At 61.2% G+C, this 12436-nt stretch carries 13 protein-coding genes; 10 read left to right on the forward strand and 3 right to left on the reverse strand.

Translation table 11 applies throughout. The features are described 5' to 3' along the window. Window positions 1-5: 5 nt before the first annotated feature. Window positions 6-434 (reverse strand): Lrp/AsnC family transcriptional regulator, encoded by a 429-nt coding sequence (locus AC0J1C_RS12980; RefSeq protein WP_473044229.1) that lies wholly within the window; start codon window positions 432-434, stop codon window positions 6-8. 118 nt (window positions 435-552) lie between these two features. On the opposite strand from AC0J1C_RS12980, the gene AC0J1C_RS12985 reads away from it, so the two are divergent. Then, a complete protein-coding gene (locus tag AC0J1C_RS12985; RefSeq protein ID WP_473044230.1) occupies window positions 553-1599 on the forward strand; it encodes an arginine N-succinyltransferase in 1047 nt (348 codons plus the stop codon). Further along, the gene (locus tag AC0J1C_RS12990) at window positions 1589-2395 is read left to right on the forward strand and encodes a 2-oxoadipate dioxygenase/decarboxylase family protein (protein ID WP_473044231.1); all 807 of its coding nucleotides are present in this window, start codon (window positions 1589-1591) and stop codon (window positions 2393-2395) included. Before AC0J1C_RS12985 ends, AC0J1C_RS12990 begins: the two co-directional genes overlap by 11 nt. A 20-nt stretch (window positions 2396-2415) precedes the next feature. Here the strand turns inward: AC0J1C_RS12990 and AC0J1C_RS12995 are convergent, their stop codons facing one another. Beyond that, the gene (locus tag AC0J1C_RS12995) at window positions 2416-3072 is read right to left on the reverse strand and encodes a protein-L-isoaspartate(D-aspartate) O-methyltransferase (RefSeq protein WP_473044232.1); all 657 of its coding nucleotides are present in this window, start codon (window positions 3070-3072) and stop codon (window positions 2416-2418) included. A gap of 157 nt (window positions 3073-3229) precedes the next feature. On the opposite strand from AC0J1C_RS12995, the gene AC0J1C_RS13000 reads away from it, so the two are divergent. Further along, window positions 3230-3895 (forward strand): AbiTii domain-containing protein, encoded by a 666-nt coding sequence (locus AC0J1C_RS13000; protein ID WP_473044233.1) that lies wholly within the window; start codon window positions 3230-3232, stop codon window positions 3893-3895. A gap of 16 nt (window positions 3896-3911) precedes the next feature. Here the strand turns inward: AC0J1C_RS13000 and AC0J1C_RS13005 are convergent, their stop codons facing one another. After that, window positions 3912-4682: a TSUP family transporter gene (locus tag AC0J1C_RS13005; protein WP_473044234.1), complete on the reverse strand. Its 771-nt coding sequence runs from the start codon at window positions 4680-4682 to the stop codon at window positions 3912-3914. Between the two features lie 91 nt (window positions 4683-4773). On the opposite strand from AC0J1C_RS13005, the gene AC0J1C_RS13010 reads away from it, so the two are divergent. The 7 genes from AC0J1C_RS13010 (at window position 4774) to AC0J1C_RS13040 (ending at window position 12436) form a co-directional block, all read left to right on the forward strand. After that, window positions 4774-6651: a methyl-accepting chemotaxis protein gene (locus tag AC0J1C_RS13010; protein WP_473044235.1), complete on the forward strand. Its 1878-nt coding sequence runs from the start codon at window positions 4774-4776 to the stop codon at window positions 6649-6651. Window positions 6652-6747: 96 nt separating this feature from the next. Beyond that, complete coding sequence (locus AC0J1C_RS13015) at window positions 6748-7809, forward strand: PA0069 family radical SAM protein (protein ID WP_473044236.1); 1062 nt, start codon at window positions 6748-6750, stop codon at window positions 7807-7809. Between the two features lie 81 nt (window positions 7810-7890). Continuing rightward, window positions 7891-9534: a L,D-transpeptidase family protein gene (locus tag AC0J1C_RS13020; RefSeq protein WP_473044237.1), complete on the forward strand. Its 1644-nt coding sequence runs from the start codon at window positions 7891-7893 to the stop codon at window positions 9532-9534. 5 nt (window positions 9535-9539) lie between these two features. After that, a complete protein-coding gene (locus tag AC0J1C_RS13025; RefSeq protein WP_473044238.1) occupies window positions 9540-9992 on the forward strand; it encodes a hypothetical protein in 453 nt (150 codons plus the stop codon). Next, window positions 9979-10929 (forward strand): alpha/beta fold hydrolase, encoded by a 951-nt coding sequence (locus tag AC0J1C_RS13030; RefSeq protein ID WP_473044239.1) that lies wholly within the window; start codon window positions 9979-9981, stop codon window positions 10927-10929. Before AC0J1C_RS13025 ends, AC0J1C_RS13030 begins: the two co-directional genes overlap by 14 nt. After that, window positions 10926-11219: an Rdx family protein gene (locus tag AC0J1C_RS13035; protein WP_473044240.1), complete on the forward strand. Its 294-nt coding sequence runs from the start codon at window positions 10926-10928 to the stop codon at window positions 11217-11219. Before AC0J1C_RS13030 ends, AC0J1C_RS13035 begins: the two co-directional genes overlap by 4 nt. Before the next feature lie 128 nt (window positions 11220-11347). After that, complete coding sequence (locus AC0J1C_RS13040) at window positions 11348-12436, forward strand: oxidoreductase (RefSeq protein ID WP_473044241.1); 1089 nt, start codon at window positions 11348-11350, stop codon at window positions 12434-12436.

Raw genomic sequence — 12436 nt, forward strand, 5'->3', positions numbered from 1 at the left:
TTTCCTCAGCGCCGGAAACGGGTCTCAAGCACCACCGCCGAGTTGGTGCGCTCAACGCCTTCCAGGTTGCCAATGGCATCCAGCACCGCGCTCAGCTCTTCCAGGGACTGGGCCTGCACGATGGCAATCAGGTCGTACTCGCCACTTACCGAAAACAGCTGCGACACCTGGCTAAGGCCCTCCAGGGCAGTATTGGTTCGGTTGGTCAGCTTCTGTACCACTTTGATGGATACATGTGCCTCTACCTGGCTTGCCGCAAATTCGCCGCCCAGCTGCACGGAATAACCACGAATTACACCAGCGTTCTCCAGCCTTCGAATCCGGTTCTGCACCGTTGACCGGGAAACGTGCAGGGCCCGCGCCAGATCGGTGACGCTTGCCCGCGCATTCTGGCGTAGCAGGCCGAGTAACTTCTGGTCCTGAGAACTGATCATTTTGATTCGTCACTTTTGCTTTTTGATAATAAACGATAGCAAATCGCGCATTTTGCGTCTGCATTTTGCCATTATTTATACGCATACTGGGCTCATCGGAACCATGAGGAGCCAGGCCATGCTCATTCGACCGGTTGCCCCCGGAGACCTTGACGCGCTGTACCAGATTGCCCTGGAATCCGGCCCGGGATTCACTTCCCTGATGCCGGACCGTGATGCGTTGGCCCGGAAAATCGACCTCTCGGTTTCAAGCTTTGAGCGCGCCATAGAGCGTCCCGGCAACGAACACTATCTGTTCGTGCTGGAAGACTGCGAGACGGGCGAGATCATGGGGACCACCGGCATTGAGGCCTCGGCTGGCATTGAGCGCCCGCTGGTTCACCTTCACCGGCAGGTACTGACCGACAGCACCGGTGTGCGCCGTGTCGGCCGGCCCCGGGAGTTGCTGACCCGATGCCAGCATTACCGCGGCTGCACCGAGATCTGCTCCCTGTATCTGCGCCCTGCCTTTAGAAGGGCAAACGCTGGCAAATTGCTGTCGCGCGTGCGCTTCGTGTTCATGGCCCTTCACCCCGAGCGTTTCTCTGACCTGGTCATTGCCGAGATGAGGGGCGTCTGGGATCCTGCCGGCCAGTCGCCGTTCTGGAACTGGCTCCAGAGCCGCGGCCCCGGCCTGATTCCGGACCAGCAGCCGCTGTTAACCGAACAGATGACCGACGCCGCACGCAGCGCCCTTGGCGAAGTCCACATCGACACCCGGCCAGCGCGGGCGATGCTTGAGAAAGAAGGCTTTCAGCACGCGGGCTATGTGGATCCGATCGACGGTGGCCCTACTCTGGAATGTCGAAGAGAGGACATCGCAAGTGTGCAGAGCACCCGCTCAGGCTCCGTGGTAATACTGTCAGGCGCGAATGAATCCACCGGCCACCGGACGCGCACCGGGGCTGACTCCATTGTCACCAATACCGGTGTTGCCGATTTCCGGGCCACTGTGTCCCACCAGTTACATGCCGACGCCGGGCGCGTCACTGTTCCCGCTGCCCTGGCACGCACACTGGGACTGTCCGCAAACGGCCGGGCCTGCTATCTTCCGCTTACCGGTCGGCAGTCGCCAGCCGCGCTCGAGGGACACATGTCAAATGAGGAGGTCCGATATGCATACTGACGCCGATACCCTGTTCAAAGAGCTCTGGGACTCTTACCGGCAGGTGACGCCCTCCGCGGAACGCATTCACAGGATTCTCGGTGCCGAGGAAGGCCAGCGCATTGTCAACGACCACATCGCCCTGAGAACCTTCAACCTTGATCCCGTTCGGCTTGATGCCCTGGCAGAACATTTCCTCAGCCTCGGCTATCGCCAGGGTGGCGACTATCATTTTGAGGCGAAAAAACTCTACGCCCGGCATTACGAGCCTCCGCGGGAGGATTTGCCCAAGGTGTTTATTTCCGAGCTATTGGTTGACCAGTGCTCCAAGGAACTCCAGTCAACGGTCAAGGGTCTGGTTGATCAGGTCTCACCCGAGGCGGTAGCAGCCGATGATTTTCTGTATTCGGGACGTCATTGGCAGATCGACTATGGCACTTACAGCAATCTGCTTCAGGAGAGCGAATACGCCGCCTGGATGGCCGCCTGGGGTTACCGGGCCAACCACTTCACAGTCAGCATCAATCATCTGGAGCGCTTCCGCACGGTGAGGGACATCAATCAGTTGCTGAAGGAAAACGGCTACGAGGTGAACGCCTCCGGCGGCGAAGTCAAAGGGTCGCCGTCCGAGCTGCTTGAGCAATCATCAACCATGGCGGATCGCGTTCCGGTCCAGTTCTCGGACCAGACCGTGACCATCCCCAGTTGCTTCTATGAGTTCGCCCTGCGCTACCCGAAGGCCGACGGCCACCTATACTCCGGCTTTGTGGCGGCCTCGGCAGACAAAATCTTCGAGAGCACCAACGCCGGCCGTTGAGGGGCCGCAGCAGAGAGGCCTCAGGACCAGCCCTGCTCACCACGCAGGGGCACAAAGCGAACCGCGCCCAGATCTTCCGTGCGGAACTCATCATCGGACAGGCGGGTGACACGCTCCAGGTACTGAACGCCCTGTTCACCCCCTACCGGAATCACCAGGTGTCCGCCCAGGGTCAACTGGTGTTTCAGGGCCTCGGGTACCGCCGGGGCTCCGGCGGCCACCACGATGCCATCGAAGGGCTGGTGCTCGGGCCAGCCCAGGGTGCCATCGCCGCAACGCACCCGGACATTGTCGAAACCCTGCGCCGTCAAAGTCCTTTCAGCCCTGTCCGCCAGTTCCTGAATCCGTTCGATGCTGAAGACTTCGCCAGCGATGCAACCCAGGACCGCCGCCGCATAACCCGAGCCGGTTCCAATATCCAGAACCCGCTCGCCGCCCTCCAGGTCAAGGGCTTCGATCATCAGTGCCACGATATAAGGCTGTGAAATCGTCTGCCCGGCACCGATGGGCAGCGGACCATCCTCATAGGCGCTGTCCCTCAGGTGCACCGGTACAAATTGCTCCCGGGCCACCCGCCCCATGGCCTCAAGAACCGCGGGGGAATCAATGCCACGGGCCCGGAGCTGTTCGTTCACCATGTCGGACCTGCGCTGCTGAAAAGCCCGATGCTCGCTCATGGCGCTGCCTCCAATGCCTGATCCATTTACCGGCCGTTACAAAGCAATAACCTTTTTACAACGGCGGTCTGCCCATTATCTGCCTACTTTTTAATCGCCGACAATAACAAACAGACAACGGAGGTCGCCCCTGGGTCACCGTTGTCGAGGAGGAGAAATGTCCACATCCGTTAACCACCTCGACGAGCGGACGCGGGACGCCGCGGAATTGCTCGAAGAGATCATGCCCTCCGCCATCACACTTGCCATGATGCTGCGGCACCGGAAGATGGCCGCGTGGCTACGGGCAGAATTCGACGGCTACCAGGATCCGCAATCAGCGCCACCTTACCGGCGCCAGCTGCACGGTCATATTGTTGCCAGGTCGCCCCAGTACGGGTGGATTCCGGCGCCGGTGAACGAGGAACAGAAAGACGCCTACGGCCGCCTCGACCTCATCGACGGCGTAAAATCGCTGGAAAAAATCTGCGTCAATTGCAAGAAAGGCAACGGCAACCGCATCCTGCTGGAGAAAGACGACATGGCAATTCTCCAGAAGCACATCAATCTGACCGCCGAACTGGCCATCAATCTGAGTCGCGATACCTACTGCCGTTTGCTGAGAACCGTTCGTGCCAGCATCTACCTGTGGACCCAGGAACTCATGAATCAGGGTATTGCCGGTGAGCACAATCACTACAGCCAGGAAGAGCGGGCAAAAGTGGCGCATCTGGACGAGCCGGAGAAGTTCTGGCGACAGGCCATGGAGGAGGTGGACCAGCTACCGATTCCGAACGTTCGCGAGCGGGGATTTCTGGAGCGGGTGTTCGGGCGCGCCGGCTGAGGGCGCACCCGAAGGCTCACAGAACGCTGACAATACCGAGGCTGCTGACCACCAGCAGAACAATGCCGAGCACCCGGAAAAACACCGGTGTCTCGGCGCGCAGCATGCGGTCGTGGGCGTAGAGCCCGATCACGTGGCCCACCGCCGCACAGGGCAACAGCCACAGGTGATGGATCAACTGCAGATCGACGCCCGCCCAGATGAACGCCGCCATTTTGATGAGCACCAGAATGAACCAGAGCGCGAACAGCGTGTCTCGCAGCTTTTCCTTGGGCAGGTGCTGGGCCACCACAGCAATAATCAGCGGCGCACCGATCAGGGATGTGCCGCTGATGTAGCCCCCCACCATCAGGAAAATGGCATCCACCGCCCGACTACCGCTGCGAAATGGGCGATTGACGATGTAGGACACCGAGTAGAGCGCGACAATCACGAAAATAATGGCGCTGAGCACATCCGAGGGCATGGTGATCAGGCCGAACACGCCGATCAGCTTGGGCACGATCATGATACCGAGAATGCGCCACAGATACCGCCAGTCAACGGTGCCCGCGCTAACCTCGCCCGGGGTAGAGCGGCTGCGGTTGTTCATCCAGATGGTCAGCGAGGAAAACACCAGCAGATGAACGGCAATGATCGGCAGGAATACCAGCGGCTGATCATGCACCAGCAGCAGGAATGGCAACGACAGGACCGCACCACCGAAGCCAAGCCCCGAGCGGACAAAACCACTCCAGACAAAGATCAGGGCGATAAGAAGGTATTGGTAGTTGGCAAGATCAGACATGGAATCCCGAAATTGAAAAGAACCGCCAGTTGGCGAGAACTGGTCTAAACTCAGTCAGTTGTATAAAAACGATAATGTCCGGAGTACGTTGATGGCCCTGTCCTGGAACCAGAAATTCATGCTGTTGATCGTCGCCACCCTGATCGGGCTGGGGCTCGCCACCACCGCCTCCCTGAGCGGGCTGGGTCGGGTCTCGGACGCCTACGAGGCACGGGGGCAGGCGCGAGCCTACGAATCGGCATCCCTTACCCTGCTCAACGACTGGCTCGCCCTCGAGCGACTGAGCGGTAGTCTCGAGCCGGAACAGGTGGAGGAATACCAGCAGCAACTGGCCTCGCTGGCAGAACAGGCCACCTCACTCAGCGAGTCCGCCGTTACCCTGCCGGATGACGACATCGCCAGCATGGCAGAACAGATACAGGCTCAGGTGGCAGAGTATACCCGACTTCGGGCCGAATGGCTGGCCCTCAAGCAGCAACTGGGCCTGACCGCCTCCGATGGGTTGCGTGCCACCATGGCGACCGCCATTGATGAGAATCTCAGAAAAATCAGCATTTCCATCTTCAATAACGACATCAACACCATTGCCTCTACCTACCGGGACTACCTGGACACATTCGACCCTGCCTACGCCCAGGCCACGCGGGAAGCTCTCGAGCGCATGAAGGCGACGGTGGTCGAGATGGACTGGCAGGAAATCGACATCGGCCAGGCCGTCAAAGCCTTCGACGAGGCGTTTACCCGGGCAGAAACCCTTGCCAGCCAGCTGGCTGGTATCGAGAGCCAGCTTGAGAACGTGGGAGGCTCGATACGCAGCCTGGTGAGCCGCCAGAATAACCTGCTCCGTCAGGAACTGATTGTGGCGACCAGCCAGCAGGCAGAGGACACTCGCACCTTCTCCACCTGGCTGATCATCATCACGGCGCTCGCCGTTGTTGTTATCCTGGTGCTCACCCTGACTACGGCCTCAAGAACCCTGGTAAAGCGTCTGAACGCCACCGTGGATCTGCTCACCCGTGTGGCCGGGGGCGATCTCAGCCATCGGCTGGAACCCGGCAAAAATCCCAATGACGAGTTCACGCGCCTGGGACAGGCCGCCAACAAGATGCTCGACGATGTCTCCGGCGTTATCAGCCAGGTGGTCGACGGCAACCGCATGTTGTCGGAGCTGCAACAGGAGCTGGACGGCCTGGTCGACAAGATGGGGCGCAATGGCGAGCAGGTGGAGGAAGAAACCGAACAGACCGCCACAGCCGTGCAGGAAATCTCCCACACGGCGGTGGATATTGCGAAGTACACCCAGTCAGTCAATGATGCTGTGCAGAGCGCCAACGGCGCCGCCCACTCCGGGGCCGATGTGGTTCGCCGCAGTGCTGAGACCATGACTTCCCTGGCCGAACGTATCCAGAAAACCCACGATCAGGTTGGCAAACTCGGGAAGACCGGTGAAAAGGTCAACTCCATCGTCGGAGTTATCAACGGCCTGGCCGAACAGACCAATCTGCTGGCGCTGAATGCCGCCATCGAGGCCGCACGCGCCGGAGAAGCCGGGCGGGGCTTCTCGGTGGTGGCCGACGAAGTGCGCTCGCTGGCCGAGAAAACCGTGAACGCCACTAACGGGATTGCCGAGATCGTGGACTCCCTGAACCAGGAAACCCGGGCCATTGCCCGCCTCATGGAAGAGGGTCTGAGTTCCGCCGGAGAGGGCGAGCAGAGCGCCCGTGAGGCGGCCCGCGCCATTGAACAGATCACCGGCGCCATCCGCCAACTGGCCGGCGACATGAACCAGGTAGTCTCGTCGGTAGAGGGCATATCCACCACCACGGAGGAAATCGCCCAGAAAGTGGAGCAGATCCATGGCCACACCCAGGAAACGTCTGGCATTCGTCAGAACCTCACCGCCCACATTGAACGGCTTTCGTCCCAGGTGACGACCCTGACCACGGCTTCGCAGGGCTTCCGTCTCTGAGCGTGGGTATGACCGGCAACACCCGGCAGTTGCGCGGCAAAGAAGACAGCGCTAGCATGGCAGATACTGTACATTTAAACAGTATCAGGTGTACCCATGAAAACCCGCGCCACGGCCCTCAATCCGCACAACCGTTTCCAGCCCATCGCCACCGACCGGGAGGTGGACGACTGCTGGTATCGGGACCCTGAGGACGAGTTCAACCCGGACAGCGTCGCCACTGAGGTTATTCTGGAGAATGCCAGAACCATCATCAGCCGGAATTCGTCACCAGACGTGCCGTTTGATCAGTCGATCAACCCCTATCGGGGCTGCGAGCATGCCTGCATCTACTGTTTTGCCCGGCCAACCCATGCCTACTGGGACATGTCACCGGGGCTGGATTTCGAGACCCGGCTGATCGCCAAACCCAATGCCGCCACCAGGCTCCGGGAAGAACTCGATAGGCCGGGTTACCGGGTATCGCCCATTGCCCTTGGCGTGAATACCGACGCCTACCAGCCCCTGGAGCGGGACCAGAGGATTACCCGGCAGGTGCTAGAAGTGCTGTCCGACTATCGCCACCCGGTCTCGATCATCACTAAGGGCGCGCTCATTCTCAGGGACCTCGACCTGCTTTCCGATATGGCGGCGCAGGGGTTGTGTTCGGTCAGGGTCAGCCTGACGACTCTGAGCAATGACCTCAAGCGCTCGATGGAACCCCGTACCGCGGCGCCCGCCACCCGCCTGAAAATGATCCGGCAACTCAGTGCCGCGGGGGTGCCCACCGGGATCATCCTCGGGCCGGTGATTCCCTTTGTGAACGATCATGAGATCGAGGCCATCCTGGAGGCAGCCGCCCGGGCCGGCGCCACCCGGGCCAGCTGGATTATGCTACGGTTACCTCACGAACTGGACGAGCTTTTCCAGGACTGGTTGCGCAGGCACTTTCCTCAACGGGCCGAACATGTGATGAACCGCATGCGCGACCTCCGGGGAGGCAAGAGCTATGATGCCACCTTCGGCCGACGGATGACCGGCACCGGCCCCTATTCGGACCTGATCCGTCAGCGATTCACCAAAAAAGCCCGCCAGCTGGGGCTCAACCTCCATGAGGCGGAGCCGCTGCGTGTCGACCGGTTCCGGCGCCCGGGTGGGGAACAAATGGCACTCTGGTGATATCAACAGAACTGGTAAGCTCAGCATTCCGGCAGGACCGGCCGCTCAGGAAGTATTGCCACGGGGAGGCAACCAAAACCCATGATCAACGTTCGTCACCTGTCGTTTGTGACTCTACTGGCGACCCTGTTGCCATCGCTCTTGCTTGCGCACGCCCATGCTGCCGAAGGCGCCAATGAACACATCGTCTCGAGAATCGAGGCACTGAACGGCGGCTTTCCGGTAGAAGTGCTTGGCAGCCCGCTCATGGCCAGCAAGGCGCTGCCCGCGTTCTACGCCAGCAACGGCTATCGCCTCGCCTGGGAATCGATGGAGTACCGCCAGCAACTGGCCGGGGCAATCGGGCGCGCCAGCGACGACGGCCTGCTGCCAGGTGATTACCATGCGGATCTCCTGGCAAGCCTGGCCTCCGCGCCGATAGCCGATATCTCGCCGGCACGCCGTGCCGATATCGACCTGTTGTTTTCCGACGCCTTCCTGGTGTTCGGGTCACACCTGCTGGAAGGCAAGGTCAACCCCCAGACCATCCACGCCGAGTGGACGGCCAACCGGCGCCAGCGGAAGATGGAGTCGGTACTGACCGATGCGCTCGACAGCGGCGATATCGGTGAGACACTGGATGCTCTGAGGCCGGCGCATCCCGCCTATCGCCAACTGATGGAAGTTCGCCGTTCACTGGCCTCGGAAGCCGGGGCGCCCTGGCAGCCACTGGCCGACAAACCCACGCTCCGGCCGGGTGAGCAAGACCCGCGATTGCCGGAAATACGCCACCGGCTGGCCGCCCTGGGCGACCTTGAGCCTTCCGGGAATGAAGACCAGGCCACCCAGCTCTACAACGCACCCCTGGAAACAGCCATCAAGGCATTTCAGGCAAGGCACGGGCTGGAGGCGGACGGAGTGATCGGCCGGGACACCTTCAAGGCCCTGAACCTCACGCCTGCGGCGCGCATACGCCAGCTTGACGCCACCCTGGAGCGCTGGCGCTGGTTGCCTGAGTCCCTGGGCGAAACCTACGTGCTGGTGAACATCGCCGGCTTTGAGCTGACCATGGTTGACCGGGGCTCCGAAGTGCTGCGCAAACGCGTGATCGTCGGCAAGCCCTTCCGGCAAACCCCGGTCTTCAGCGATCAGATCGAATATCTGGTGTTCAATCCGACCTGGACCGTGCCCCGCACCATCATGCTGCAGGATCAATTGCCCCAGATCCTGAAGGAGCCAGACTACCTGGCAAGGCTCAAAATCAGCGTCTACCGGGGCTGGGGCGCCGATCGGGTGCGGATTGATCCTGCCATGATCGACTGGTCCGCCCTGGGCAAGAACAACTTCCCGTACCAGCTGGTGCAGGAGCCGGGGCCTCAGAACGCGCTCGGACAGATCAAGTTCATGCTGCCCAACCAGTACGACGTCTACCTGCACGACACCCCGGGCAGGGGGTTGTTTGCCAAGTCGGAGCGCACCTTCAGCTCCGGCTGCATTCGGGTTGAGCAACCCTTCGATCTGGCGGAACGCCTGCTTGCCGGTTCACCCAACTGGTCCCGGGCGAGAATCGACGGCATCGTTGACGGCCAGGCGCCGCAAACCGTGCTTTTGCCCAGGCCCGTACCGGTTCATCTCCAGTACTGGACCGCCTGGGTAGACGGTGAAGGCCGAATTCAGTACCGCAACGATATCTACGAGCGGGATGCCCGCCTGCTCAAGGAACTTAAGGGATCCATGGAGGGCTGACCGGCGTGCATCGGTTTCTGATTACCTGTGTCTTCGGCCTGCTTCTGGCAGGCTGCCAGACTCAACCACCGACCGGAGCTGATGTCGCGCCCGGCGCGGTGCTGATCAGTGCCCAGCATTGCCTGAGCGAGTACCTCGAGGAACTTGAGAAAAACCACTATGGCCCCTGCCTGAAGATCATTTCGGTCGACGGGCAAGCGCCTCCGGTCCGCGCCGACGGCTTCATCGAGCTGCCCGCCAGAACGCCTGTGACGCTCGGTGTCAGTTGCGTCTACCGGCACGCCGATGGCTCACCCATTCCGGCCACCATGGAGAACACCGAATTTCCCGTTACCCGGACAACGTTCGAGAACCCGGGCACCCGCTGGTATCTGCACGCCCACAGGCAGGCCCGGCAGGTGGTGGGGTGCGAGCCTACTCTGTCCCGCTCTGTCTATCCAACCTATGACACCGAGTAACACCCCGCGGGAAAACGACCGGACGCTGGTGCTCGCGGATGGCCGAAGACTGGCCTACACCGATTGCGGCGACCCGGAGGGCACTCCGGTGTTTTTCGCCCACGGTATGCCCGGCAGCCGTCTGGAAGGGTATTTTTTTGACACGCTTGCCCGGGCCCACCGCTTTCGGATTATCACCGTCGATCGCCCGGGCATTGGGCGGTCAGAGTTCCAGGCCGGGCGGACACTCGGGGATTACCCACGCGACATCGAACAACTTGCCGACACCCTGGGCATTGATCGCTTCACTCACATGGGCTGGTCCAGTGGTGGCTCGCGGACGCTGGCGTGCTGCCATGGGCTGGCGGACCGCGTGGAGCTCGGTGTCTGTCTCTCTGGTTATACCCATTTCCCGGAATACCCCGGAAACGGGAGACTGCTCGAAGCCACCCACTGGCCCGGGCCGGCCATGGCCAAGCTCAGCCCGCGGCTGGTGCGGGTTGCCGTGTGCCTGGTCGCCTGGCTGTCCCGTGTCCAGCCGGGCCTGTACATGAGAAGTGCCCGGCAGATAGCGAGCGTCCATGACCGGGAGCTGCTTCAGTCGCTGGCTCGCGATGGCCGATTCCGGGCCGATCAGCTTGAGTGTCTCAACAGCCGCTGTCGGGCCATCGCCACGGATCTTCTGACCGAACTGGGTGACTGGGGTTTTCGCCTCGGCGATGTCCGTACGCCGGTGCTGATCTACCAGGGCGCCGACGATCCCTTTGTACCGTTGGACTATGCGCGCCACCTTGACGATAAACTGCCTGCCTCCGAACTCACCCTGATGACGGACACAGGCCATCTTTATCCGCTGTCCGGGGTGTTTCAGGAGCGGCTGTTCACCCACATCCGGCAGATGCTTCTCAACGGCCGTACACGACCATTCACCGACAACTCTTCAAGGAACGCATCATGACCAACAAAGTGGACATTCATTACTGCACCGGCTGTCGGTGGCTGCTTCGCTCAGCCTGGATGGCGCAGGAACTGCTGACCACCTTCGAGGCGGACATCAGCGAACTGAGCCTGCACCCGGGCAGCGGCGGCATCTTCGAAGTCTGGGTGAACGGGGAGCGAGTCTGGTCGCGCAAGGACGACGGTGGCTTCCCGGAGATCACGGTGCTCAAGCAACGGGTCCGCGACCAGATCGATCCCGAACGCTCGCTGGGCCATTCGGACCGGAAGTCCGCCGACTCTCCTGACTGATCCCTGAGTGATCATTCAAAAATACTGACAGGCTGCTTCGATATTCTTCGCTTTAAGACCCACGCCTCCGGCCCGATAGTAGAGCGCCATACATACACCAACACGTGAGGGTAACTATGAGCGACGTAATGCAGCCTGTTCGATTCAGTTCCGTTGAGGTGCCCAACCGCTTTGCCCTGGCGCCAATGACCCGCACCAGCGCCGAAGCGAACGGCACGCCAAACGCCCTGATGGCGGACCACTACGAGCGGTACGCCAAAGGCGGTTTCGGCCTGGTGATCACCGAAGGCACCTACACCGACGACAAGGCCAGCCAGGGCTATGCCAACCAGCCTGGCATCATCAATGACCAGCAGGTTGCCGGCTGGAAAGCCATCGTGGACCGGGTCCACTCTGCAGGCAGCCGTATCTTCATACAGCTGATGCACGCCGGTGCCCAGTTCCAGGCCAACCGGTACACCGACCAGCCCCAGGGCCCCAGCCCGGTGATTCCCAAAGGTGCGCCGCTCGGTTTTTATGGCGACCAGACCGAATGGAAAACACCCGAGGCCATGAGCGAGTCTGATATCCAGGCAGCGATCGACGGCTTCGCACTGTCTGCCGCCAACGCCAAAGCCGCCGGCTTCGACGGCATCGAAATCCACGGCGCCAACGGCTACCTGCTGAACCAGTTCCTCAGCACCCACTTCAACCAGCGCGACGACCGCTACGGTGGCTCTCTGGAGAACCGACTGCGCCTGGTGACCGAAGTGGTCAACGCCGTTCGCAAGGCAGTGGGTGAAGGCTTCCCCGTGGGCATCCGGTTGTCCCAAGGCACAGTCACCGACCCGGACTACCAGCTGCCGGAAGGCGAGGCCGGGTTCCGCAAAATCGTGGAAGCCGTGCGTGACGCAGGCGCGGATTTCGTGCACACCACCGACGGCGATGTGAACCGTCAGCACTTCAGCGAGGGTAACGGCAGCCTGGCCAGCGTGGCTCATGAGGTCGCCGGCATTGAGCTGATCCTTAACGGCGGCATTGACGAGATCAACTGCCAGGACGTGGCCAACCAGTTCCCGGGCACCCTGCTGGCGGTCGGCAAGAAAGCCCTGGCCAATCCGGATTTCGTTCAGCGGCTCAAGGATGGCAAGGAAATCGATGACATAGACTTTGCCATGCTGCAGCCCAAGGCCACCATCCGCAACGAACTGGCCTGGCGCGAGAAGAACGCCGCCTGA

Source organism: Marinobacter sp. E2, assembly GCF_055755345.1.